A 25689-nucleotide genomic window follows, 5' to 3' on the forward strand; every position below is an offset into this window, starting at 1 on the left:
AATAGGAGCACCACTTGAGTCAGTTCTTCCAGATTCACCCGGAAAATCCCCAGAAGCGCCTGATCGGGCAAGCTGTCGATATTATCCGCAAAGGTGGTGTCGTGGTTTATCCCACGGATTCCGGTTACGCACTGGGTTGCCATATTGGCGACAAGTCGGCCATTGAACGGGTGCGACGTATCCGGCGGCTGGATGACAACCACAACTTCACCCTAGTCTGCCGAGACCTGTCGGAGCTGGGTACCTTCGCCCGGGTCGACAACACCGCCTTTCGGCTGATCAAGGCGCATACGCCGGGACCCTATACCTTTATCATGCAGGCAACCGGCGAAGTGCCGCGCCGCCTGTTGCATCCCAAGCGCAAAACCATCGGTCTGCGGGTGCCTGACAATGCGATTGCGCTGGCGTTGCTGGAATCCTTGAATGAGCCGCTAATGAGCGTTTCGATGATTCTGCCGGGTGAGGATATGCCCATGACCGACCCCTACGATATTCGCGATACCCTCCAGCACGATCTGGATTTGGTGATTGACGGCGGGTTCTGCGGCATGGAGCCCACCACCGTTATTGATTTGGTGGATGAGGTGCCGGTGATCGTGCGTAAAGGGCAGGGTGACTGGACGGCTTTTGAGCCGGAATAAGAAGGGCTGGGTTGATAGTACCACCGCTCACATGCGCGTATAATGCCCGGTTTCCGAACTTACATGACGGCTGCTCAGCAGTAGAGAATAGCTTTGGTGGATGACGATACAATAACAGTGCAAAGCGAAACCGCCGAACAGGACGCCAAGGCGCCGGCCTTGGAGCCGGCAGAGAACCCCAGTCCGCTGGGTGGTGCGCCCTTGAGTCTGGAAGCCCTGCGTCGAACGGCATCACCCCAGCAGGGTGAGATGCCCTTTGCCGTGGTGCTCGGTAAGGCGGTAACGGAATTACCTAAAGATCTCTATATTCCGCCCGATGCGCTGGAGGTCTTTCTCGAGGCCTTTGAAGGCCCCCTCGATTTGCTGCTCTACCTGATCAAACGCCAGAACCTCGATATTCTCGAGATCGACGTTTCCCAGATCACCGAGCAATACATGCGTTACGTCAATATGATGAACGCCATGCAGTTTGAGCTGGCGGCGGAATATCTGCTGATGGCGGCCATGCTGGCGGAGATCAAATCGCGCATGCTGTTGCCGCGCTCCAGCGAAGTCGAGGACGACGAGGAAGATCCTCGCGCCCAGCTGATCCGCCGCCTGCAGGAATACGAACGTTTCAAAAAGGCCGCTGAAGATATCAACGAGATGCCGCGTATGGGGCGCGATATCTTTGAGGCTAGCGCTGAGCCGCCAGAGCGTGAGCGTACCCGGCCGGAGCCGGATGTTGATCTGCGCGAGCTGATGTTGGCACTTAGTGAAGTGCTGCGCCGGGCGGATCTGTTTGAAAGCCATCAAGTTCAGCGCGAGAAACTCTCGACCCGCGAGCGCATGTCAGAAGTGCTGGCACGACTCTCTACCGAACGCTTTACGCCCTTTGTCACCCTGTTCTCCGCAGAAGAGGGCCGCGTAGGTATTGTCGTAACCTTCCTTGCGGTGATGGAGCTGATCAAGGAATCGCTGATCGAAATCGTACAAACGGAAGCCTTCGGGCCCATTCACGTGAAGGCCAAGTCCTGACCATGGAAACAGAGCAACTTATTCGCATACTTGAAGGAGCCCTGCTGGCTGCCGGTAAACCACTGACGGTTCCCCAGCTGGCCGAGCTGTTTGAAGAGCAGGAGCGCCCGGACATTGATCAGATTCGCGAAGCGCTGTCGCAACTGACCGAACACTGCGCCGGACGCGGTTTTGAACTGCGTCAGGTGGCCAGTGGCTACCGCTTTCAGGTGGTGGAAGATGTGGCACCGTGGGTTGGTCGGCTGTGGGAAGAAAAGCCCCAGCGTTATTCCCGTGCGCTGCTCGAAACCCTGGCGCTGATCGCTTACCGCCAGCCCATTACCCGAGGCGATATTGAAGATATCCGCGGTGTGGCTGTTAGCTCTCAGATCATCAAAACCCTGCTCGAGCGCGAGTGGGTGCGAGTGGTCGGCCACAAAGATGTGCCGGGTCGCCCGGCGATGTACGCCACGACCCGCAAGTTCCTCGACTATTTCAATATGAGCAATCTGGACGATTTGCCGGCACTGGCCGACATCAAGGATCTGGATACTCTGACCGGCGAGCTTAAATTCGACGACAGCGAGCAGCCGGCTGGCAATGGCGAAAACGGTGAGCAGAGCGATGAACGCGGACTGCTGGATGACGAAGCGGAAGCCGCAGAAGAGGCGGCTGAAAGCGATAGCCCGGCAGACGAGCCTGCTGACCTCAGTGTAGATAGTGCAGATAATGGCGAAACAGAAGACAGCGAAGCTGTTATCAGTGACGCTTCTGAACCCACCTCAAGCGACTCCCATGTCGAGACTGAGGATTCGGAGTTGAATTCCCATCAATGAGTGACGAAAAGCTTCAGAAAGTTCTGGCGCGCGCCGGCCTTGGCTCTCGCCGGGAAATGGAACGTGCCATCGCCGACGGCCGGGTAACGGTCGACGGCAAAAAAGCCAGCCTTGGCGATCGCGTCACCGAAGATGCGCGAGTCTCTGTGGATGGCCGACCGATCAAATTGACCGCCCCTGACAGTGTTCGCGGGCGCGTGCTGATATACAACAAGCCCGACAATGAAATCTGCAGCCGAAAAGACCCGGAAGGGCGCCGTTCGGTATTTGAAAGCCTGCCTCGGGCTCGAGGAGAGCGCTGGATTTCCGTCGGTCGTCTCGATTTCACCACCAGCGGCCTTTTGCTGTTTACCACGGACGGTGAGCTGGCCAACAAACTGATGCATCCCTCATCGGTGATTGAGCGGGAATACTTGTGCCGGGTTATGGGCCAGGCCAAGGAGGAAAACCTGCAAGCGCTGGTCGATGGCGTTTTGTTGGACGATGGCGTTGCCCGCTTCACCGATATCGTTGATGGCGGTGGTGAGGGTATCAACCATTGGTTCTACGTGGTGATTATGGAAGGTCGCAACCGTGAAGTGCGCCGTCTGTGGGAGTCGCAGGGTTTGCAGGTGAATCGCTTGAAGCGCGTTCGCTACGGCAACATTTTCTTGCCGCCCAAGCTCAAGGCCGGGCAGTGGATGGAACTGCCGGCGGACGAGGTCAACAAGGTCTACGAAATGGCCGGTCTGGCCCCCGTCGCTAAAAGCAAACTGCCGAAAAAGCAGGATACCAAACCGCGTGGCAAGGCCGTGCGCGTGCGCGGTCGCAAGCCGCGCTGAGTCAGGCAGAAATCACAGACCAAAAAAAGCCCGCCTTAAAGGCGGGCGAGTCTGCTTCTGCTGGTCGTGGAGAAAGCGCTTATTGCGCGTAGGATTTCTGCAGGGCCTCAACCTGAGTGTAGCCTTCCCAGGAATCCTGGCGACCTTCACGCCAACCGGTTAACCAGTGTTGGCGCAAGGCTTCTTGTTGATGGGGACACATGTCTTTGTTTTTACCTGAAAATCCAGCTTGATATCCTTTGTGAAAGGCTCGATCGGACATATCGCGTTTCTGTCTTCTCATAGAGGGTGACTCTCCCTGATGCAAAGGTCGTTACTTGAATGGACTGAGGTTAGTCGCTACAGCTACGCGGAACAGCAATCCTTACTGTGTAGCACCCAATAGGGGTGCTAGAATTGCGCACTGCAGACCTAAGATATAAGCAGATTTGCTCGCTGCTGACGAAGACCAATTGTTTATATCCTGATGCCTACTTAGGCAGTAACTTCATAAGTCACGGATGGTGGGTGCTGTAGCCCCGTTTCCTCGAACAGGCAGAGATCGTTTTGTCAGAATCTGACGCTACCCCGACACTTTTACCCCTTCGCGCTAGTTGCCCTAAGTCACTTGAGGGCTTGCTTGTGTCGGAGCTGGCTAGTCTCGGCGCCACCAATCTGCGCGAAAGTGTCGGCACGGTCTATTTTCACGCTAATCTGGAAACAGCTTTTCGCGCCTGTCTTTGGTCGCGTCTGGCCAACCGGATTTTTCTCACCTTGGGTGAGTTTGAGGTCAACAGCGCCGATGCCCTCTATGCCGCCGTCAAATCGCTGCCTTGGGAAGAGCACCTCTTGCCCACTGCGACACTGGCTATCGATTTTCAGGGCAAGGTGTCCTGGCTGAAGAACAGTCAATTTGGGGTGCTGCGCTGCAAGGATGCCATTGTGGATTATTTCCGGGAGCGCTGTGGTGAACGCCCGAGTATCGACAAGGCGAGGCCAGACATCCGTATTCACGTCCGCCTGCGCAAGGGCAAGGCGCTAGTCTCCCTGGACCTTTCCGGTGAAAGTCTCCATCGTCGCGGCTACCGGAGCCGTGGTGGCCTGGCACCGCTAAAGGAAAATCTGGCGAGTGCGATTTTACTGCGCTCCGACTGGCCGGGCATGGCAGCTCGCGGCGGCGCCCTGATTGACCCCATGTGTGGCTCTGGGACTTTGCTGATAGAAGCCGCCTGGATGGCGATGGATATTGCCCCAGGTCTGTTGCGTCGTCATTGGGGTTTTGATCATTGGCAGGGCCACGTGCCGGCCCTGTGGAAGCGACTTCGCGAAGAGGCGCTGGAGCGGCGTCGGCAGGGCCTCGACCGGCAGTGGCCGGAGATTCGAGGCTACGATGCAAGTGGTTCTGCAGTGGCCACGGCGCAGGAAAATATCGAGCGCGCCGGTTTACGCGGCCGGGTGCGGGTCAGCCGCCGCGAACTATCAGACTTTGCCAAACCGACCCATACGGATCTGCCTGTCGGGCTGGTGGTCTGTAACCCGCCTTACGGCGAGCGCTTGGGCGATGAGGCCTCACTGGTGCATCTGTACCGCTATCTGGGCGATGCCCTGAGCCGGGATTTTATCGGCTGGCAGGCGGCATTGATTACCGGCAACCCCCATCTGGGCAAGGCCATGGCCTGGCATAGCCACCAGCAATACCGGATGCTCAACGGTTCCATCGAATCCAAGCTGCTGCTGTTTGATCTGAGCCCCGAAAATCAGATTCGCCAACGCGAGGGCGAGCAGGGTGCCAAATCTAATAGCCTGCCGATGACGGAAGGCGCGCGCATGTTCAGCAATCGGCTGCAGAAAAATCGCAAGCGGTTGGAGAAATGGCTGAAGCGCGAAGAGGTCAGCTGTTATCGACTGTACGATGCGGATATGCCGGAGTATGCGGTGGCGGTGGATCGCTACAACGATTGGCTGGTTGTGGCGGAATATGCCCCGCCGGCGTCGGTGCCGGAAGAAAAGGCTGAGGCCAGATTGCGCGACGTGCTGGCTGGTTTGCCGGATGCGACCGGTATTTCGCCAGATCGCATTGTACTGAAACAGCGCCGCCGTCAGCGGGGCAAGGATCAGTATCAGCGCGAACAGCGCAGCAATGAAACGCTAACGGTGATGGAGGGTCAGGCGAAACTTCTGGTCAACCTGAAAGACTTTCTTGATACCGGGCTGTTTCTGGATCATCGCCGGGTGCGATTGGAGATTGCTGCGCGCGCCAATGGCCGATCGTTTTTGAACCTGTTCTGCTATACCGGCACCGCTTCCGTTCACGCCGCAATGGGTGGCGCTAAATGGACGACAAGCGTCGATCTGTCGCCTAAATATTTGCAGTGGACACGCGAGAACCTGTCGCTGAACGGTATGAGTGAGGCGCGTCATCATACGATTGAGGCAGATTGTGTCGAGTGGCTGAAAGGCAATGACAAAACCTTTGATCTGATTCTGCTCGATCCGCCAACCTTCTCCAATTCCAAGCGCACGGAAACGGTTCTGGATGTACAACGAGATCAGGAATTGCTGGTCGACGAGGCGATGCGGGTGTTGAATCCCGGCGGGCTGCTGATCTTTTCCAATAACCGCCGCGACTTTAAATTGTCGGAAGCCTTAGCCGAGCGCTACCGTGTCGAAAATAGAACAGACTGGTCATTAGATCCGGACTTTAAACGGCCGGGTAAGCCGATTCATCACTGCTTTTTCTTCTACAAGTAATTGTCTACCTGTAGATAAAGACCCCACAAACAAAAACACCAGCACAAGGCTGGTGTTTTCAATACAAAGTGTCGGGTATTACATAGCTGTTACATTGGCAGCCTGCAGACCTTTCTGACCTTGCTGGACTTCAAACTCTACATCCTGACCTTCGGCCAGTGTTTTAAAGCCGTCGCCCTGAATGGCAGAAAAATGGACAAATACATCAGGACCCTGTTCCTGCTGGATAAATCCAAAGCCTTTGGTTTCATTAAACCACTTCACTTTGCCAGTTGATTTTGACATGTCGTAACCTCGATTCATTTGTTTACTTTTTTATGCTGAGCCAGGCAGGGGAGTTATGACAAACAGAACGAGGTAATACCGCGACTTCGTGATGCCTTGTACCATAAAACCGTGCTGCTTAAATTGCCAGCACCTTGAATATACACAGGGCACATGAAACTTTAAAGGCAATTTGAAAAGCGTATTTGACAAATATCAATTAACGCTGTTTGCGCGGTGGCAGCCCGGTATGTTGGGTCAGCATACGGTTTTTACCTCTAGCAGGCTTCCAGCCGGCGGGCTGACGCGGTGGCACCAGATGTTTTTTACCGAAACCAATCAGATCGGCGCGGCCCATACTCTTCAGCGCATCGCGTAACATCGGCCAGTTTTCCGGATCGTGATAACGCAGGAAGGCTTTGTGTAAACGCCTTTGTTTTAGGCCTTTGGCGGTAAACACTGGCTCACTTTTGCGGGTAACCTTTTTCAGCGGATTGCGCTCTGAGTGATACATAGCCGTAGCGTTAGCCATTGGCGAGGGGTAGAAAGCCTGCACCTGATCGGCGCGGAAACCGTTGCGTTTCAACCAGAGCGCCAGGTTCATCATGTCTTTATCGCTGGTGCCCGGATGGGCGGCGATAAAGTAGGGTATAAGAAATTGTTCTTTGCCCGCTTCTTTGGAATATTTGTCAAAAAGTTTCTTGAAGGCGTCGTAGGTGCCGACCCCCGGCTTCATCATCTTTGACAGCGGACCGTCTTCGGTGTGTTCGGGGGCGATTTTCAGATAACCACCCACATGGTGCGTAACCAGCTCTTTGACGTATTCCGGTGTTTCTACCGCCAGATCGTAGCGCAGCCCCGAAGCGATCAGGACTTTCTTGACGCCCTCTAGTTCGCGCACATCGCGATAGAGATCAATCAGCGGCGTTTGGTCGGTGTTCAGGTTCTTGCAGATGCCAGGATAAATGCACGACAGGCGACGGCAGTTTTCCTCGATGGTTTTACTCTTGCAGTTCAGTCGCCACATATTGGCAGTGGGCCCGCCAAGATCGGATACCACGCCGGTAAAACCGGGAGTCTTATCGCGAATATTTTCGACCTCGCGCACGATGGAATCGTGTGAGCGGCTCTGGATAATGCGGCCTTCGTGTTCGGTGATGGAGCAGAAGGTGCAGCCGCCGAAACAGCCGCGCATGATGTTCACCGAGAAGCGAATCATCTCGTAGGCGGGGATGCGGGCTTTCCCGTAAACCGGGTGCGGTTTGCGCTGATAGGGCAGCTCAAACACATTGTCCAGTTCGTCGGTGGTCAGCGGAATCGGTGGTGGATTGAGCCACACTTCGCGATCGCCGTGACGCTGCACCAGGGGTTTGGCGTTGCCGGGATTGGTTTCCAGATGCAGCACGCGCGCGGCGTGTGCATAGAGCACCGGATCCTTGCGCACGGTCTCGTAGTCGGGCAGTCGAATCACACAGCGGTCATCCATCAGCTTCAGCTTGCGGGCGCTGAGCGGGTCGATAATACGCACCGCCTGCACTTCTTCCGGATCGGCCTGCTTGGTCTTGCAGTCGCTGGTTTCGGTCGTGTCCTGATAGGGGTTGATCGGCGGCTCTATCGGTCCGGGAGTGTCGACGGTCGAGGAATCCACGACCGTCCAGCCCTCCGGAATTCGTTTACGCACAAAGGCGGTACCGCGAATGTCGCGCATTTCGCGAATGGCCTCGCCATTGGCTGCGCGGTGGGCGATATCGACAATAGCTCGCTCAGCGTTACCGTAGACTAAGAGATCGGCGCGGGAGTCGAGCAGAATAGAGCGACGCACTTTGTCGCTCCAGTAATCGTAATGGGCAATACGGCGCAGGCTGGCCTCGATCGAGCCGACCACGATTGGGGTGTTACGGTAGGCTTCGCGACAGCGCTGGGAGTAGACGATGACTGCGCGATCCGGCCGTTTGCCGCCCTCATTGTCCGGGCTGTAGGCATCGTCGTGGCGCAGGCGACGATCCGCGGTGTAGCGGTTGATCATGGAATCCATGTTGCCGGCCGCGACGCCGAAAAACAGATTGGGCTCGCCCAACACCTTGAAAGGCTCCGCCGACTGCCAGTCTGGCTGGGCGATAATGCCCACGCGAAAGCCCTGAGCCTCCAGTACCCGGCCGACTACCGCCATGCCGAAGCTGGGGTGGTCCACATAGGCGTCGCCGGTCACCAGTATGATGTCGCAGCTATCCCAACCCAGTGCATCCATTTCGGCGCGGGACATGGGCAGATAGGGCGCGGGCCCAAAGCATTCCGCCCAGTACTTGCGGTAGCTGAACAGGGGTTTTGGTGCGGCGGTGGTGGACGCTGTAGCGGGTGGGGCGGCGGACATAACGAGCTGCCTGAGATGGTGTTGACGAAAGCGCGCAGTATACGGGATTTGCGGCGGAAAATCCTTGATTGCGGCAGGGGCTCGGGGCTAAATAGTCAGGATATAACAACAGGCTTATCTGGGGAGCTTCATGGAGTGGCTTGATTCGTCGGTTGCCTACTGGCACTGGCTGGTACTGGGTCTGATTCTGATCGCATTGGAAATTTTCACCGCTGGCTTCGTGCTGCTGTGGCTGGGGCTGAGTGCTCTGGTGGTGGGTGCCTTGGCCTGGGCGGTAGATCTGGGTTTTACCGCTGAGCTGCTGATCTGGACGGTGCTCTCGGTGACTGACCTCTTTGTCTGGTTCAAATTTATTCAGCCACGCTTTCGGGATAAAACCCTCTCCGGCATGTCGCGCGAGGCCGTGCTCGGGCAGACCGGGTTGGTCGTGCAGGCCAATGTCGCCAATCGCGGCCGTTTGCGCTTTTCGGTGCCGCTACTGGGTAGCGACGAATGGTCTTTTATCTGCACGGAAACCCTCAGCGTTGGGGACCGGGTTAGCGTAACCGACGTGTCGGGCAATACGTTGATAGTTACCAAAGCGCAGTCATAAACATTAAAAAATATTCTTACGGGGAGAAGGGTCGATGGAAGGCTTGAGTGTTGTCATAACGCTGGCGGTTGTTGTGGTGGTTGTTCTGTCGCAAACAGTAAAAATAGTACCGCAGGGTTCAAAGCATATTGTGCAGCGTTTGGGTAAATACTACGCCACCATGAATCCGGGGCTTAACTGGCTGGTGCCGTTTATCGACTCCGTGGCCTACAAGGTTACGACCAAGGATATTGTGCTCGATGTTCCCTCGCAGGAAGTGATTACCCATGACAACGCGGTGATCATTGCCAACGCCGTGGCCTACATCAATATCGTGTCGCCGGAAAAGGCGGTGTACGGTGTCGAAAACTACACTATCGCCATTCAGAATCTGGTGCAGACCGCCCTGCGTTCGATTATCGGTGAAATGGCGCTGGACGATGCGTTGTCTTCGCGCGATCAGATCAAGGCCAAGCTGAAAGCCGCGATTTCCGATGACATTGCCGATTGGGGCATTACCCTGAAAACCGTTGAGATTCAGGATATCAACCCGTCGCCCACCATGCAGCGCGCAATGGAAGAGCAGGCCGCGGCCGAGCGTCAGCGCCGGGCGGTCGTTACCCGGGCAGAAGGTGAAAAGCAGGCGGCAATTCTCGAAGCCGATGGCCGGCTGGAGGCCTCGCGTCGCGATGCGCAGGCGGAGGTGGTACTGGCCAAGGCCAGTGCAGCAGCGATTGAAGTGGTGACCGAAGCTATCAAAAACGAAGAATTGCCGATGGTGTACTTGCTGGGTGAAAAGTACATTCAGTCGCTACAGAATCTCTCTTCATCTGCTAACGCCAAAACCGTGGTGTTCCCCGCCGATCTGCCAGAAGCCATTCGCGGGATCTTGAGCCGTTAAGTATTTTCTCTCTAAGTTGGCGGGTCTGGCCTGACAGGCCTGTCATCATCTCTGCGACTTGTTGTAACATTACTGTCACTAAAAAGTCTTTTAATGCGTAGCTGTGATTCTTAATTATGACCGGAAAAGCTATGGCAAATCGCAGCATTCTGATTGTCGATGACGAGAGCGCAATCAGGGAAATGATACGCATCGGCCTTGAAATGGCCGGTTTCAATTGTATGGAGGCCACGGACGCCCAAGACGCCTACGGCCAGATTCTCGATAACCGCCCGGACCTGATTCTGCTCGACTGGATGATGCCCAATACTTCGGGCCTCGAATTACTGCGTCGCCTGCGACGCGATGATGTCAGCCGAAATATTCCTGTCATTATGCTCACGGCGAAGGATGACGAAGACAATCGCATTCAGGGTCTGGATGTTGGCGCAGATGACTATGTGACCAAGCCTTTCTCATCGCGTGAGCTGCTGGCCCGGATCAAGGCCGTGCTGCGTCGCAGTGCGGACCCTGAAGAAGGTGATGCGGTTGAAGTTAATGGCCTTGTACTCGATCCGGTCAGCCACCGGGTTTTCGCCGATACCAAGCCCATCGATATGGGGCCCACCGAATACAAGCTGCTCAAGTTTTTTATGACGCACCAGGAGCGCGCCTACAGCCGCGGCCAACTGCTGGATCAGGTATGGGGTAGTAATGTGTACGTGGAGGAACGCACGGTAGACGTTCATATCCGTCGCCTGCGCAAGGCATTGGCAACGGACATGCGCGATTACGGGGCGCTGATACAGACCGTGCGTGGTACCGGCTATCGTTTTTCCGCTGCAGGGCTGGACTGACCGCGTATGCCGTCTCAAGGGTGGAAAACCGAGCTGGCTCGTTTTGGGTTGTTGCTGGGAATCGCCGCCTTTTTTGGCCTTATTCTCAATCTATTGCCCTGGTTTCTCGCAGGGGCGGCTATCGCCTATGCGCTTTGGTCGCTAAACCAGTTGCGCCTGCTCAACCTGTGGCTGCACTCTGGCGCCGGTAAGGAAGAGCCGCCGGAGTCTGGCGGTCTGTGGGGGCAGGTGTTTGACACTATGTCTCAGGTGCAGAAAGAAACCCTCAAGGTGAACGCACGACTGCAGGGCAATATTGACCACCTGCGGGCGTCTTTTTCCTCGATGGCCGATGCGGTGGTGATGTTGAGCCCCGATGGCGCTATCGAGTGGTCCAATCAGGCGGCCCACACGCTGTTGGGTTTGCGTCATCCCGATGACACCGGTCGCCTGCTGGTGAACCTGGTCCGCTCTCCCGAATTTATTCGCTTCTTTGAGTCCCGCGACTACGAAGACCGTTTTCAGATGGCGTCACCGGTTAATAGTCAGGTGAAGCTGAGCGTCTCCGTGTCGGTTTTTGGGCGCGATAATCGTTTGCTGTTCGCTCGGGATATTACTCGCACCGTGCAGTTGGAACAGATGCGAAAGGATTTTGTTGCCAATGTCTCTCACGAGCTGCGCACGCCCTTGACGGTGATCAATGGCTATCTGGAGATTCTGGCGGCCCAGACCGAGCCGGGTACGCCCAGTGAGCGGGCTATCGGCCAGATGACAGGGCAGGCTTTGCGCATGCAGAATCTGGTGCAGGATCTGATGACCCTGTCCCGGCTGGAAGCTGTCCCTGTCGGCAAACAGCGAGACACCATCATCGTCACGTCGCTGATTGAGGCTATTCGCGAAGAGATCCACGCGGCCGCTACAGGCTCACGGGAAGTGACTGTTCAGTGCGATGAGACCCTGAACCTGATCGGCGACAGCAAGGAGATTCAAAGCGCCTTCTCCAATCTCGCGGTCAACGCCGCTCGCTATACCCGTGACGGGGACAGGATTACGTTGCGCTGGTATGCGGATCGGGATCATGCCTATTTCGAAGTGGCCGACACCGGTATTGGTATCGAGCCCCAGCATCTGCCGAGGCTTACGGAGCGCTTTTACCGGGTGGATCAGAGCCGTTCCACGGATACCGGGGGTACCGGGCTGGGGCTGGCCATCGTCAAGCATATCCTGCTGCGTCATCAGGGCGAGCTGAAGATCAAGAGTCAGCCGGGGCGGGGCAGTACCTTTACCTGCGTATTTCCCCGTTCTGCGGTCCAGCAGCGTCAACTGGTGAGCGGATGACGGGTTTGTGACGAATCTGTGTCTAGAATGTTATCTGTCATTTTAGTGTAACAAACTTGTATTAATGTGGCGGCTGTAAAACGATTACGACCGACACTCAGGAGACGGTAATGAAACTTAAACAATGGTTCAGCAAGACAGCAGTGGCCGCCGCGGCCCTGACCATCAATCTGGCGTCTGCCAGTTCGGTCGATCCGAATCTGGCTGTTTACCAGAAGGCCTCCGGTGTATCCGGCAACCTGTCCAGTGTCGGTTCTGACACCCTGGCAAACCTGATGACCCTGTGGGGCGAAGAATTCAAACGCCTGTACCCGAACGTCAATATCCAGATTCAAGCTGCAGGTTCTTCGACCGCGCCGCCGGCTTTGACTGAAGGCACCTCCAACATGGGGCCCATGAGCCGCAAGATGAAGGACAAGGAAATCGAAGCCTTCGAAAGTAAATTCGGCTACAAGCCCACTGCCGTGCCCGTCGCCATTGACGCGCTGGCAGTATTCGTACACAAGGATAACCCCATCAAGGGTATGACGATTGAGCAGGTTGATGCGATCTTCTCCAGCACGCTTAAGTGTGGTGCGAAAAAGAGCATCGACGTCTGGGGTGACATCGGTATGACCGGTGCCTGGGCAAACCGCGATGTACAGCTGTTTGGCCGCAACTCGGTATCGGGTACCTATGGCTACTTCAAGAAAAAAGGCCTGTGTAAGGGCGACTTCAAGAACACTGTGAACGAGCAGCCCGGTTCTGCCTCTGTAGTGCAGTCCGTCGCTACTTCGATTAACGGTGTGGGCTACTCCGGTATTGGCTACAAGACCTCCAGCGTCCGCACGGTTCCGCTGAGCAAAAAGGGCGACAACTTCATTGAGGCGACCCCGGAAAATGCCGTTAAAGGTAACTACCCGCTGTCTCGCTTCCTCTATGTTTACATCAACAAGGCGCCGAACAAGCCGCTGAGCCCGATGGAGCAGGAGTTCATCAAGATGGTGATGTCCCAGCAGGGTCAGGAAGTCGTGGTGAAAGATGGCTACATCCCGCTGCCAGCGAAAGTGGCGGAGAAGACGCTGAAATCGCTGGGTTTGTAAGCCTGGTCTGATCGAAAAACGGCCATATCTCCGGTATGGCCGTTTTTTTATGGGCGGAAGCGCCGTAATATCCGCCTCTGTAACAATACTGTCACAAAAACGACATATCATAAGCCCCCTCAAAGGGGACAGTCTGGAGCCAGGAGTGAGCGACTCAGTTTTCGCGGGCAGCAATACCCGCTTTGCCCAGTGGCGAAAGTTCAAGGACAAGGCCGCAGCTGTCGGAATTACCGCCGGTGGATCCGGCGTTCTGTTCGCGATTCTGCTGATCTTCTTTTATCTCCTTTATGAAATCATGCCGCTGTTCCAGTCCGCGCACATGGAGCAGACTCAGCGCTACGCCCGTGTGGGCAGCCCCGCGCCTACGCTGCATATGGCGGTGGAAGAGCAGGCCGAGGTGGGTTTTCGGCTGGCAGCCGATGGCACGTACTACTTTTTCAGCGTGTCGGATGGCTCAATAGTCAGTGAGGGGCGACTCAATCTCCCCGCGGATGCCGAAATCACCAGTTTCAATATCGATTCTGAAAACAGCCGTATTTTTGCGGTGGGTCTGGCGGATGGCCGCATGCTAATCGCCCGCCATCACTACAAAATTAGCTACCCCAACGACGAGCGCTTGATCACTCCGGTACTGCAGTACCCCTATGCTGACGAGCCGATCCGGCTGGCAGATTCGAGCCTGCAGAAAATTACGCTGCGCAATTCCGAAGAAGCGCTGGTAGCCATCGCCTATACCGCCAACGGTGGGCTGGAAGGGCGTCGCTGGGTCAAGGAAGAGGACTTCCTGACCGAAGAGATCACTCTGGTCGAGGAAAACCTCACACTGCCTGATCTCGATATCAAGCCCCACACGATTTTGCTCGGTCCGACGCAGGACTGGCTCTACGTCCTGTCACACAAGGGGCAGTATCGTCTGGTTGATGTCGATGAGGAAGAGGTCGTCGATGCCGGTGTGTTATTCGATAATGCGCTGCTGACCGATGCGCGATTTTTGCTCGGTGGCTATTCGGTGCTGGTGTCGAACAGCGCGGGGGAAACCGCTCAGTGGTTCAATGTTAAAAGTGACGGCGCGGTTCACTTCGAGAAAATCCGCAGTTTCCGCAATGCAGACAAGGGTATTGTGACGGTCAGCCCCGAGCATCGCCGCAAGGGTTTTGTGACCGTGAATGATGCCGGTCAACTCGATATTTATTACAGCACCTCTCAGCGCCACCTGGCGAGCACCAAGCTCCCGGAACCGGCAACTAAAATGGCCATTGCGCCCCGTGCGGAAACCCTGCTCATTGAGACTCAGGGCGGTGAGCTTCTGGTCTGGGAAATCGAGAACGAACACCCGGAAGTCTCCTGGTCTGTGCTGTGGGAAAAAGTCTGGTATGAGAGTTACCCGGAGCCGGACTACATCTGGCAGTCCTCGGCTTCAACCAACGATTTCGAACCCAAGTACAGCTTCGCGCCGTTGGCCTTCGGGACCCTGAAAGCGGCCTTCTACGCGATGATTATTGCCGCGCCGCTGGCAGTCTGCGGGGCAATCTACACCGCTTACTTCATGGCTCCGGCGATGCGCCGTAAGGTCAAGCCGCTGATCGAGCTTATGGAAGCATTGCCTACGGTTATTCTGGGCTTTCTCGCCGGTCTGTGGTTGGCGCCTTTCGTCGAGAAGCATTTGCCGGCGGTGTTCAGTATCTTCCTGTTTATGCCTATCGGAGTGCTGTTGTTTGCCTGGCTGTGGAATTACATCCCCATGCGCTTTCGCAAGCATGTTCCGGACGGCTGGCACCCTTTGTTGGTGGCGCCGGTCATCATACTCGTGGTTGTCGTCTGTGTTTGGATGAGTGCGCCGGTAGAGCGCGTGCTATTTGATGGCGATATGCGAGCCTGGTTCACGGCAGAGCTGGGGATTTCCTTTGACCAGCGCAACGCACTGGTTGTTGGTATCGCCATGGGCTTCGCCGTTATTCCAACGATCTTCTCCATTGCCGAAGATGCGATCTTCTCCGTACCTAAACACCTTAGCTACGGCTCGCTGGCACTGGGGGCGACGCCTTGGCAGACCCTGGTCGGCGTGGTCATGCCGACTGCAAGCCCGGGTATCTTCTCGGCGCTGATGATCGGTATGGGGCGCGCCGTTGGTGAGACGATGATTGTACTGATGGCAACCGGTAATACGCCGGTGATGGATATGAATATCTTCGAGGGTATGCGGACGCTGGCGGCTAACATTGCGGTTGAGATCGGTGAGACCGAAGTCGACAGCAGCCACTACCGAGTCCTTTTCCTGGCGGCCTTTGTGCTGTTCATGTTCACGTTTGTAGTCAACACGCTGGCTGAGATTGTTCGTCAGCGACTGCGCAACCGTTACGGCAATTTGTAGGATTTTTTGAGATGCCACTGGAACAACAGAAACGTCACAGCTTCTACGAATGGTGCCGTCGCGGTGAACCGCTGATCTGGATCAATGCGGCGGCGGTGAGTCTTAGCGCCATTGCCGTGATCGGTCTCCTGATCCTGCTCACGGTGCGCGGCTTCGGTCACTTTTGGCCTGCCGATGTGATGCAGGCTAACTACCAGCCACCGGGCGAAAGCTCAAAGGTGCTGATTGGCGAGCGAGTACAGAAAGAAGCTGTTCCTATCGAGCAGTTGCGCAGTGCCGGTTTTCAGCTCGAGACCGACAAGGTATTTCTGGATCGCGAACTGATCAAATCCGGTAACCGCGATGTATCAGGCGCCGACTTCAGCTGGGTGCTGTCGGACTATCTGTCTGATATTACCTACCCGGAAGAGATCATGGTGCTTGAGCGCCATGAGTGGGGCAATTTCTACGGTTACCTGCGCGGTGTTAAAGAGAGTGGCGAAGCGGTTGCCACGCAGGATCAAAGTCACGAAGTACTTTGGAACGCGTTTTTAGAGCGTCTTGAGCGAGCGAAGGAGCTGCACTCGAAGATCGAAAAGATCGAGAAAAAAGACATCGGCGCCATCAACTACCGCATTGAAAAATTGCGCCTGCGTGAGCGCGGCCTGGAGCTGGACGAAGACCTTTCCTCCGAGAAACGCGAGCGCGAACAAGCCGAAATCGAGGCCGAGCGCGCCGCGCTGGATGCCGAGTATCGGGTGTATCAGGAAGAGTTGGTCGGGCTTTATACCGCTATCAATCGCGACAGTATTATTGCTGAAGCGATGAATGGCCGTCAGGTTGAGCTGCGCCTGGCCAAGATCGTTCACGCCTTTAAACCGAACGCGATGAACGTCTTTGATAAAGTCTGGTTTTATATCGCCAAGTTCGGTGAGTTCCTGACCGACGAGCCCCGTGAGGCCAACACCGAAGGCGGTATTTTCCCAGCAATCTTCGGTACCGTGATCATGGTGCTGATTATGTCGATCATCGTGACGCCCTTTGGTGTGGTAGCGGCGGTTTATCTGCGAGAATACGCGCGGCAGGGCCTGATGACGCGCATTATCCGTATCGCGGTGAATAACCTCGCGGGCGTGCCATCGATTGTGTACGGGGTGTTTGGTCTCGGCTTCTTTATCTATTTTCTGGGTTCTGAAATCGATCAGGTGTTTTTCCCGGAAGCGCTGCCGGCACCAACCTTTGGTACCCCGGGTCTGCTGTGGGCCTCGCTGACACTGGCCTTGTTGACCCTGCCGGTTGTGATTGTGGCGACGGAGGAGGGGCTCTCCCGGATTCCCAAAGCCCTGCGTGAAGGCAGTCTGGCGCTGGGTGCCACCAAGGCGGAAACCCTGTGGCGCGTGGTATTGCCGATGACTAGCCCGGCGATGATGACCGGTCTGATTCTGGCGGTTGCCCGGGCGGCAGGTGAAGTGGCACCGTTGATGCTGGTGGGTGTGGTCAAGCTGGCGCCGACCCTGCCGGTGAATGGTAACTTCCCGTACTTCCATCTCGATCAGAAATTCATGCATCTCGGTTTTCACATCTACGATGTGGGCTTCCAGAGCCCCAATGTGGAAGCGGCCCGACCTTTGGTCTATGCGACGGCCTTGCTGCTGGTGGTGATCATTGCGTTGCTGAACCTCAGTGCGGTCGCGCTGCGCAACCACCTGCGTGAGAAGTACAAGTCTCTGGAACTCTAATTTAAGGCGAACGGTGACATTATGAGCACGGATACGACACAGGCGAGAACCCATGGCATCAAAATGGATGCGTTGGGTCGCGGTACCGCGGTCAACAAGCTGGAAAAGGAAGATATCGCGCTGACCGTCGATGATCTCAGCCTGTACTACGGCGAAAAACAGGCGCTACACAACGTAAACATGGTCATTCCGCGCAAGCGCGTTACCGCCTTTATCGGGCCGAGTGGCTGCGGTAAGTCGACGCTGTTGCGTTGCTTTAACCGGATGAATGATCTGGTGGACGGTTGTCGCATCGAGGGTCAGATCAAACTCGATGGCCACAACATCTACGACAAGTCAGTAGACGCCGCTGCGCTGCGCCGCAACGTCGGTATGGTGTTTCAGAAGCCGAATCCGTTCCCCAAAAGCATTTACGAAAACGTGGCCTATGGTCTGCGCATTCAGGGCATCAACAAAAAGCGTGTGCTGGATGAAGTGGTGGAGCGTTCGCTGCGCGGCGCCGCTCTGTGGGATGAAGTAAAAGATCGTCTGCAGGATAACGCGCTCGGCATGTCCGGTGGTCAGCAGCAGCGTCTGGTTATTGCGCGCACCATCGCTGTAGAGCCAGAGGTGTTGTTGCTGGACGAACCCGCGTCGGCACTGGACCCGATTTCAACGCTCAAAATTGAAGAGTTGATTTACGAGCTTAAGTCCAAGTACACAATTGTCATTGTTACCCACAATATGCAGCAGGCAGCGCGTGTCTCTGACTATACTGCGTTTATGTATATGGGTAAGCTGATTGAGTTTGGTGATACCGATACACTGTTCACCAATCCGTCGCGCAAGCAGACGGAAGATTACATCACCGGACGATACGGCTAATAGCGGTTGCGGCAGGGGCACACCATGGAAAAAGACATTCACTCTCATCATATTTCTCAGCAGTTCAACGCCGAGCTGGACGATGCCAAGACGCGTATGCTCGAGATGGGCGGTTTGGTGGAAAAGCAGGTTCGTGACGCCATTTCAGCGTTCATGAACCTCGACAGCGGATTGGCTGAGGAAGTGGCTCGACGCGACAACAAGGTCAACAACCTGGAAGTCGAAATTGACGAAGAGTGTACGCTGATTCTGGCTCGCCGTCAGCCAGCCGCAAGCGACCTGCGTTTGGTACTGGCGATCAGCAAGACGCTGAATGATCTAGAGCGTATGGGTGATGAAGCCAGCAAGATTGCGAAGCACTCCATTGCACTGGCTAACGAAGGTGGTGTGTCGCGCAGCTATCTGGAAATTCGTCATATCGGAGATCACGTGGGCAGCATGGTGCGCGATGCGCTGGATGCCTTTGCCCGTTTCGACAGTCCGCTGGCGCTGCGTGTAGCCCAGGAAGATAAAGCGGTTGATACGGAATACGGCACGGCCATGCGCAGTCTGGTGACTTACATGATTGAAGATCCGCGCAGTATTGGCAGCATTCTGAATATCATGTGGTCGCTGCGTTCGCTGGAGCGCATCGGTGACCACGCGCGCAATATCGCGGAACACGTTATTTATCTGGTTGAAGGTAAAGACGTACGCCACGCCGCGCTTGAAGAAATGGAAGCCGAAGTTAAAGGTTAGACGTTAACGCTCAAACTGGTGCCGGCCTACGGGCTCGGCGCCAGAAATCCCGCCTCACCCGGGCCGATTGGCCAGCCCAGTCCCATCCATACCAGCAGCATAATTGCCCAGCCGACTAGAAAGGCGAGCGAGTAGGGCAGCATCATTGCCATTAAAGTGCCGATACCCAGATCCTTGTCATAACGCTGGGCGAATGCCACGACCACACCGAAGTAAGGCATCAGGGGCGTAATGATATTGGTGCTGCTATCGCCGATGCGATAAGCCAGCTGGGTTGCCTCTGGCGAGATGCCGAGCAGATAAAGCATGGGTACAAAAATCGGTGCCAGCAGGGCCCACTTGGCCGATGCGCTACCAATAACCAGATTGATCGTGGCGCAGAGCAGGATAAAACTGATCAAAAGCGGCCCGGCAGAAAGCTCAAAGGTTGCCAGCAGGGCGGCGCCCTTGATCGCCCCAATGGCGCCGAGGCCTGACCAGGCAAAATAATTTACAAACTGCGCCGCAAAAAACATCAGCACCAAATAAGAGGCCATCGTCGCCATAGTCTGTTCCATGCCTTCGATCCAATCGTCTGCGCGACGATAGCGACCGTTTTCGTGACCGAAGACGATACCGGCACCGGCGGCAAATACGGCAATCAGTGTGACAATGCCCGACAACAGCGGCGAACCGATCAGGCCGCCAGTTTGCTGGTTGCGCAGTAGCGCTCCCTCGGGTACGGCGGCCCATAGCAAGGCAGCAATGAACAGTGCGCAGTAGATGCCAACCCAGCGGAAACGGGGAGCCGTTTCAGTGGTCTTGTCCTCGTTGATCTTCCCTTGCCAGCGCGGCAGCCGCGGCTCCACCCAGCGCTGGCTCACCAGCGTGCCGACCAGCGTGATCAATAGGGTCGAGGCGAGCATAAAGTAATAATTGTCACTGCTGGCAACGCTGTCTTCGGCTACCAGACGTACCGCTTCTGTCGACAGGCCCGCCAAAATGGCATCCAGAGGGCCGATCGCAAGATTGGCGCTGTAGCCCCCGGAAACGCCCGCGAACGCCGCGGCGATGCCGGCTAACGGGTGTCGCCCGGCACTGGCAAACGCCAGACCCGCCAATGGAACAAGTACCACATAACCCGAATCAGCTCCGAGGCTCGACAATACGCCAGCGAACACAATGCTGGCGGTTAAGGCCCAGCCGCGGGCAATGCGGACAACGCGCTCCAGTAGGGCGCCGAGCAAACCGGAATGTTCGGCCAGCCCGATGCCGAGAATGGCGACGAGTACGGTTCCGACCGGGGCGAAATCGATGAAGTTGCTGACCGTATGACTGAGCATCCAGCGAATACCGTCACCCGAAACGAGTGAGCGCGCGACCAACTCATCACCCGTTCCCGGGTGCCGGGCCGATAGTTCCAGCACCGCGCTCAAGCCGGACAGAACAATGATAAACAGGCAGAGGTAGACAAAGAGTGCTGTAGGGTGTGGCAGTCGGTTGCCGAGTTGTTCGATGCGATTCAACAGCCGCAGCAGCAGGGGTTGGGAAACGCTCAAGTGATCACCGCTTATTTTTCGTATCAGTCACGGGTAGTGTACCATTAGCCACTCTGAGCCCGATGGCTCGGCCCTTGCAAATTGGCCCTTTCGGCCCTCGATTTTTGGAACTCCCGGTGGAAGATGCTTCTTCGGCGCGCGAATCCGCGCCCAACCTGACGACGTTGTACATTGCAATGATGACCATTGGCATGGGGCAGACCGTCGTGTTTGCGATTCTGCCGATGCTGGGCCGGGAGCTGGCACTCGACGAAATTGTTTTTTCCATACCTGCTCTGGGCTGGGAGTTCGCGCCGCGTGAAATGGCCATCACGTCGCTGTCTGCGCTGACGGCGCTAATTTTCTCTCTGGCAGCACCTTTCTGGGGGCGACTGAGTGATCGCTTTGGTCGCAAACCCATTATTATTTTTGGCCTGGTGGGTTATACCGTCGGCACATTGACCTTCAACGGTGCCGCGCAGATCGGCTTGTCGGGTCTGATAGGCGGCGTTGCGCTCTATCTTTTATTGTTGGTGACGCGCGTTTTTCATGCGGTAATTATGTCGGCGGCTACACCGGCGTCGTCAGCCTATGTGGTTGATGTCACGACATTGCACGACCGGGTCAAAGGTATTGGAAAACTGAATGCCTTTAATCAGGTTGGTTCGATGGTCGGGCCTGCATTGGCCTGGTTTGTGGGCATCCATTTTCTGGCGCCGATGTATTTGCAGGCGGCGATCACCTTATTCGCGGCCTTTCTGGTTTGGCGCATGCTGCCTGCAACCAGCAGCCACAAAACCCGTGACCCGAATCAGCAACGCTTAAGTTATTTCGACCCGCGGTTTCGCGGTTTTATTCTGGTGGGCTTTAGCATGTTTACCATGTTGGGCATGGTGCAGCAGACGCTGGGTTTCTACTATCAGGATATTTTGCATTTGGAGAGCGTGCAGGCTGCAAAACTCTTCTCCATGGCCATGGTGATTTCCTCGGCGGCCATGTTGGTAGCCCAATTTGTGGTCGTACAGCGTTTCAAAGGCCTGCCGATTGGCTTGGTGAAGCTGGGATTGCCTTTTAGTCTGATTGGTTACCTGATGATCGCCAATGCGGATAGTCTTCCTTTATTGCTTTCGGCAATGCTGTTCTTTGGTTTGGGCATGGGGATGGCCGGGCCGGGCTACAGTGCCAGCGCGACGCTGGTGGTTGAATCTCATGAGCAGGGCGGGCTGGCCGGGTTGCTGGGTTCAGCCGCAGGCATGGGCTTCGTCGTGGGCCCGATCGCTGGCGGGTTTCTATATCGCTGGGATCCTAGCCTTCCTTACTGGGTTGCCAGTGGAGTGATGTTGTTCGTGATTGTGGGCGTCTGGCGCTTGTCCGGTCGACTGCGTGCGGCGGTCGCTGAATAAGTTCGATCTGGTTAAAAATTAAACAGTTTCTGCGGGTGGGCGCGAGGTCGTAACTTGCGCCTTTATTCACGGGCTTATCCACAGGGTTGTACACTGAATCTGGGGAAAACTTTATCCACAGACTCACCGCCGGATGTCCATTTGGTCATGCCAAAGACACATAACCAACAAAATTGGCCGCTTGTTTGGTAAATCGTTCACAGATTTGGTGTGTATATTCACATTTCTGTAATCCCGTGACTTTGCTGGAAAAATGCGCAAACTGCTCAAAAAATGTTATCCACAAGGGGAGGGAGTGCCTTGTTTTCGCCCATTGCCATCGATCCGCGCTTTGTTCTGGTAGATAAGCCGGCGGGCGTCTCGGTGCATCGTGACGACGCGAAAAGCTCCTATTTTGACGCGATACGCTGCGAGTTAGGCGGGGGCTATCTGGCGCCGGTGCACCGGCTAGACAAGGCTACCTCAGGACTCTGGCTGCTGGCGCGGACGCCCGAGGCTGCCGCCGAGCTCAGCGGGCAGTTCGCCGAGCGATCTTGCGACAAAATCTATTTAGCGTTGTCCCGGCAAAAGCCGTCGAAAAAGCAGGGACTGGTGGAAGGCGCCTTGCTTAAATCGCGCGGCGGCAACTACCGCCTGGCCAGGCAGGGCGAGCCCTGGTCGCAGACCCGTTTCTTCAGCTATGGCTTGGGTGACGGCCGGCGGCTGTTTGTACTGAAACCCCTGACCGGGCGTACCCATCAACTGCGTGTTGTGATGAAGAGTCTGGGAGCAGCCATTCTCGGCGACGAGCGCTATGGTTCGGCTTCGGATGCGGTCGATCGCTGTTACCTGCACGCCTATGCGCTCACGTTCTCGCTGAATGGTGAGCGCTTTCGCTATACTCTGCCACCTCGGCAGGGGCAATACTTTACCGACGAGCGGGTCATCGCCAAGCTCCAAGAGTTGGGTGATCCCACAGAACTGGCTTGGCCCGCCGGCAAAACGGAAAAAGCCCCGGCCAACAGAACAGAAGGAGAGTAAATCGTGAGTGTGCTGGACGACCCAAATCTCGATCTGGAGTCACGCCTTAATGGTCAGACTGGCCGTATCGGTTGGCATGAGCTGGAGCGCTACTATGCGCGCGGGGTTGTGCGACAGGTTGCCAAGGGGCTGGATTTAATCGCGGTCGGCAAAGCCATTATCGATAACGATCAGACGCAGGTAGAAGCCTGGATCAACAATGAGCAACTGCGTGTGCCGGAGGATGATCAGGCTTTGGCCTGGCATGAGCGCAATGCAGAGCTCTGGGCGCTGGTCATTGCCCCCTGGGTACTGGTGCAGGAAGCCTGAGCGATGGCCTTTGGTAATTTGAAATCGCTATTGAATGAGTATTTCGGCGCTTTTGCCCGCGGTGACGATGTTGCGCCTGCCCGGCGATATTTTCTCGAGGGGTATATGACAGCATTGGTTGAGATGGAACACTGTGCAGCGAGCGACATTCTGCAGTTGATCGCCGACAGCTGCGAGTCTCATCTGGGCAAAGAGGCGGCCAGCGTCTATCAGTCTGACAGTCCGCTTATGTTGCACAGTCACATGCGACGGGCGCCCGTGTATCCCACCAGCTCCTCGTGAAACGCCTGCATCGTGATTCTTGAGGAGATCGACAAGCTCAGAGCGCAATTGGCGACGCGTGCCTGTCGCGGTGTTCTGCTGATCAGCGGTGACAAAGACCGGTGCGAGCTGATGCTTGCTGATCTGGAAACAGAACTCGAAAACCCGCTGCTCGTGTGCCGATACGTCGTGGGCGAAATGGAGCCGGCTTTGCGGACGGCTGTGCTCGGCAGTGAATGCGATACCCTGATCTGGAATTTCCATAGTGAACCCGATATCAACACCCTGGCGGCCAGTGCCGGATGTTTGCGCCGTGGCGGCCTGTTGCTGATTATTGCGCCGGAGACGGACGATTGGGTCGACAGTTTTACGCTGGCCGATGGCAGCCCCAGCCTGTTCTGGCAACATGTGCTGCGTGAACTCGAGCGCTGGCCGTGGCTGACAAGATATGAGGGAGGGCGCTTTATCGCGCCTGATGAGCACTTCCCCGACTTGCCGGAAGGAGATGCTCTGCCAACCGCAGATCAAGTGGCGGCGATGCACCGGGTTAGCCGGGTTTTGCATGGTCACCGCAAACGGCCGCTGGTAATACGCGCCGATCGCGGTCGTGGAAAATCTGCGTTGCTGGGGCTCAGCGCCGCCGAGTTTTTATTGGAAGATCGCGGCGATATTTTGCTGACCGCACCGCGCAAAGAGGCTGCTATGACAGCCCTGCATCATGCGGCGCAAAGTCTTGGCGTGGCAAACGGCGAGCCGTCCGTGGGTGATAGCCGTCTGCGTTTCCTACCGCCGGATCGGCTGTTAGCAGAACTACCGGAAGCGCGCCTGGTACTGGTGGATGAGGCCGCTGCGATTCCTCCGGCACTGCTGGAGCGCTTAGTGACGGCCTATCCACGCGTGGTGTTTGCCACGACCGTCCACGGTTATGAAGGCTCCGGGCGAGGCTTTGATATTCGTTTTACGGAATCCCTGAACCGACTAACGCCTCAGTGGCAGCAGATTGAACTACAGGAACCGATTCGCTGGAGTGAAGGTGATCCACTGGAAGCGCTCGTCAGCCGTTTGTTTCTGTTAGACGCCGAAGCTCCCATTTCGGCCTCAGCCGACGTCAGCGACGACTGTGTGGTTGAACTCCTCGATAAGCACCTGCTGCTGAATAACGAAGCGCTGTTACGCGACGTGTTTGGGCTGCTGGTGGTAGCCCATTATCAAACCGCTCCCTCAGACCTTCATCATTTGCTGGACTCCCTGGCCACCCACGTGTGGGTCGCCAGACTTTTCGACGGGACGGTGTGTGCGGCGGCGCTGGTCATCGAAGAGGGCGGCTTACCCGAGTCACTGGTGGAACCGGTACTGCAAGGTGAGCGCAGATTGCAGGGGCATCTCCTGCCGCAATCGCTGGTTTATCACGGTGGTTTGGTTGAGGGGCTTAGCCTGCGCTGTGCGCGCATCAGCCGTATTGCGGTGTTGTCGGACTATCGGCGGCAAGGTTTTGGCCGGCGGCTACTGCAGGAGATTGAACAATTTGCCTGTGACGAGGGGCTGGATTACGTCGGCTCCAGTTTCGCCGCCGACGCGCCTGTCAGCGAATTCTGGCTAACGCAGGGCTATTTGCCGCTGCGCTTGGGTGTTAGAAGAGACCCCTGTAGTGGAAGCCATGCACTGCTGGTTGCCAAACCGTTTACGGATATTGCCAGCGAGGCGCTGATGCCGCTGAACAGCCGCTTTGCGCGCCACTTTATGCTTGGTTTGCGCGAGACGTATCCACGCCTTGAAGCAGACCTGATACGGCAGCTAATCAATCAGCTACCCGTGGAGCAGCCTCTGCATGAAGATGAGCGACGGGATGTGCAGCGCTTTGCGCTGGGCGAGATCGCCTTTGAACATGCTTACCCGGCATTGTTTCGGTATTTGCAGAGTCGCCCGCTAGCCGAGCTGCCAGCGTCTGAGGATATCAATCTAGTGATTGCTCGGGTTTTGCAGGGGTTATCCTGGTCGGAGCTGGCCGCGCGCCATCAATTGAAAGGGCGGCGTGAAGTTGAACATCACTTGCGACAGGGCTACCGTTTGTTGCTCTCACTGGAGTTATCAAACAGCCGTTTTTGAAAGGCCTTTTTACTAC

General features: G+C 56.2%; 23 protein-coding genes. 19 read left to right on the forward strand and 4 right to left on the reverse strand.

The features are described from left to right. Positions 1-14 precede the first annotated feature (14 nt). The 4 genes from FHR99_RS01565 (at position 15) to rluB (ending at position 3294) form a co-directional block, all read left to right on the forward strand. Entirely contained in the window at positions 15-641 is a 627-nt protein-coding gene (locus FHR99_RS01565; protein WP_183408788.1) for an L-threonylcarbamoyladenylate synthase, read from the forward strand. Positions 642-827: 186 nt separating this feature from the next. Continuing rightward, positions 828-1658 (forward strand): segregation and condensation protein A, encoded by an 831-nt coding sequence (locus FHR99_RS01570; protein WP_246386498.1) that lies wholly within the window; start codon positions 828-830, stop codon positions 1656-1658. Between the two features lie 2 nt (positions 1659-1660). Next, a complete protein-coding gene (gene scpB / locus FHR99_RS01575; protein ID WP_183408789.1) occupies positions 1661-2473 on the forward strand; it encodes an SMC-Scp complex subunit ScpB in 813 nt (270 codons plus the stop codon). After that, on the forward strand, positions 2470-3294 hold the full coding sequence (gene rluB, locus FHR99_RS01580) for a 23S rRNA pseudouridine(2605) synthase RluB (RefSeq protein WP_183408790.1): 825 nt from the start codon (positions 2470-2472) through the stop codon (positions 3292-3294). Before scpB ends, rluB begins: the two co-directional genes overlap by 4 nt. 79 nt (positions 3295-3373) lie before the next feature. Here rluB and rmf read toward each other — a convergent pair whose 3' ends face one another. Next, positions 3374-3577 (reverse strand): ribosome modulation factor, encoded by a 204-nt coding sequence (gene rmf / locus FHR99_RS01585; RefSeq protein ID WP_183408791.1) that lies wholly within the window; start codon positions 3575-3577, stop codon positions 3374-3376. 263 nt (positions 3578-3840) lie between these two features. On the opposite strand from rmf, the gene rlmKL reads away from it, so the two are divergent. Next, positions 3841-6024, forward strand: coding sequence for a bifunctional 23S rRNA (guanine(2069)-N(7))-methyltransferase RlmK/23S rRNA (guanine(2445)-N(2))-methyltransferase RlmL (rlmKL, locus tag FHR99_RS01590; RefSeq protein ID WP_183408792.1), 2184 nt, complete (start codon positions 3841-3843; stop codon positions 6022-6024). 78 nt (positions 6025-6102) lie between these two features. Here the strand turns inward: rlmKL and FHR99_RS01595 are convergent, their stop codons facing one another. Together FHR99_RS01595 and FHR99_RS01600 are read right to left on the reverse strand one after the other, a co-directional pair. After that, positions 6103-6309: a cold-shock protein gene (locus FHR99_RS01595; RefSeq protein WP_183408793.1), complete on the reverse strand. Its 207-nt coding sequence runs from the start codon at positions 6307-6309 to the stop codon at positions 6103-6105. A gap of 199 nt (positions 6310-6508) precedes the next feature. Further along, positions 6509-8659 (reverse strand): YgiQ family radical SAM protein, encoded by a 2151-nt coding sequence (locus FHR99_RS01600; RefSeq protein WP_183408794.1) that lies wholly within the window; start codon positions 8657-8659, stop codon positions 6509-6511. 130 nt (positions 8660-8789) lie between these two features. On the opposite strand from FHR99_RS01600, the gene FHR99_RS01605 reads away from it, so the two are divergent. From FHR99_RS01605 to phoU, 9 genes are all read left to right on the forward strand, one after another. Beyond that, positions 8790-9251: an NfeD family protein gene (locus tag FHR99_RS01605; RefSeq protein WP_183408795.1), complete on the forward strand. Its 462-nt coding sequence runs from the start codon at positions 8790-8792 to the stop codon at positions 9249-9251. Between the two features lie 34 nt (positions 9252-9285). Next, positions 9286-10131, forward strand: coding sequence for an SPFH domain-containing protein (locus FHR99_RS01610; protein ID WP_183408796.1), 846 nt, complete (start codon positions 9286-9288; stop codon positions 10129-10131). Between the two features lie 131 nt (positions 10132-10262). After that, complete coding sequence (gene phoB / locus FHR99_RS01615) at positions 10263-10967, forward strand: phosphate regulon transcriptional regulator PhoB (RefSeq protein ID WP_183408797.1); 705 nt, start codon at positions 10263-10265, stop codon at positions 10965-10967. 6 nt (positions 10968-10973) lie between these two features. Continuing rightward, a complete protein-coding gene (phoR, locus tag FHR99_RS01620; RefSeq protein WP_183408798.1) occupies positions 10974-12284 on the forward strand; it encodes a phosphate regulon sensor histidine kinase PhoR in 1311 nt (436 codons plus the stop codon). A gap of 110 nt (positions 12285-12394) precedes the next feature. Beyond that, entirely contained in the window at positions 12395-13366 is a 972-nt protein-coding gene (locus tag FHR99_RS01625; protein WP_183408799.1) for a PstS family phosphate ABC transporter substrate-binding protein, read from the forward strand. 145 nt (positions 13367-13511) lie between these two features. Beyond that, positions 13512-15737, forward strand: coding sequence for an ABC transporter permease subunit (locus FHR99_RS16530; RefSeq protein WP_343067323.1), 2226 nt, complete (start codon positions 13512-13514; stop codon positions 15735-15737). Positions 15738-15748: 11 nt separating this feature from the next. Next, positions 15749-17455 (forward strand): phosphate ABC transporter permease PstA, encoded by a 1707-nt coding sequence (gene pstA / locus FHR99_RS01635; protein ID WP_183408801.1) that lies wholly within the window; start codon positions 15749-15751, stop codon positions 17453-17455. 21 nt (positions 17456-17476) lie between these two features. After that, the gene (gene pstB, locus FHR99_RS01640) at positions 17477-18319 is read left to right on the forward strand and encodes a phosphate ABC transporter ATP-binding protein PstB (protein ID WP_246386436.1); all 843 of its coding nucleotides are present in this window, start codon (positions 17477-17479) and stop codon (positions 18317-18319) included. Between the two features lie 24 nt (positions 18320-18343). Next, positions 18344-19057, forward strand: coding sequence for a phosphate signaling complex protein PhoU (gene phoU, locus FHR99_RS01645; protein WP_183408802.1), 714 nt, complete (start codon positions 18344-18346; stop codon positions 19055-19057). Positions 19058-19083: 26 nt separating this feature from the next. Here the strand turns inward: phoU and FHR99_RS01650 are convergent, their stop codons facing one another. Next, entirely contained in the window at positions 19084-20595 is a 1512-nt protein-coding gene (locus tag FHR99_RS01650; RefSeq protein ID WP_183408803.1) for an AbgT family transporter, read from the reverse strand. 116 nt (positions 20596-20711) lie between these two features. Here FHR99_RS01650 and FHR99_RS01655 point away from each other — a divergent pair, with 116 nt between their 5' ends. From FHR99_RS01655 to FHR99_RS01675, 5 genes are all read left to right on the forward strand, one after another. Further along, entirely contained in the window at positions 20712-21977 is a 1266-nt protein-coding gene (locus FHR99_RS01655; protein WP_183408804.1) for an MFS transporter, read from the forward strand. A 300-nt stretch (positions 21978-22277) separates the two neighbouring features. After that, complete coding sequence (locus tag FHR99_RS01660) at positions 22278-22997, forward strand: pseudouridine synthase (protein ID WP_183408805.1); 720 nt, start codon at positions 22278-22280, stop codon at positions 22995-22997. Positions 22998-23000: 3 nt separating this feature from the next. After that, positions 23001-23306 (forward strand): DUF2288 domain-containing protein, encoded by a 306-nt coding sequence (locus FHR99_RS01665; RefSeq protein WP_343067325.1) that lies wholly within the window; start codon positions 23001-23003, stop codon positions 23304-23306. Between the two features lie 3 nt (positions 23307-23309). Further along, complete coding sequence (locus FHR99_RS01670; protein ID WP_183408806.1) at positions 23310-23588, forward strand: hypothetical protein; 279 nt, start codon at positions 23310-23312, stop codon at positions 23586-23588. Between the two features lie 12 nt (positions 23589-23600). Then, positions 23601-25673, forward strand: a complete 2073-nt coding sequence (locus FHR99_RS01675) for a GNAT family N-acetyltransferase (protein WP_183408807.1) — start codon at positions 23601-23603, stop codon at positions 25671-25673. Positions 25674-25689: the final 16 nt, after the last annotated feature.

It is taken from the genome of Litorivivens lipolytica, assembly GCF_014191715.1.
Lineage (GTDB): Bacteria > Pseudomonadota > Gammaproteobacteria > Pseudomonadales > Spongiibacteraceae > Litorivivens > Litorivivens lipolytica.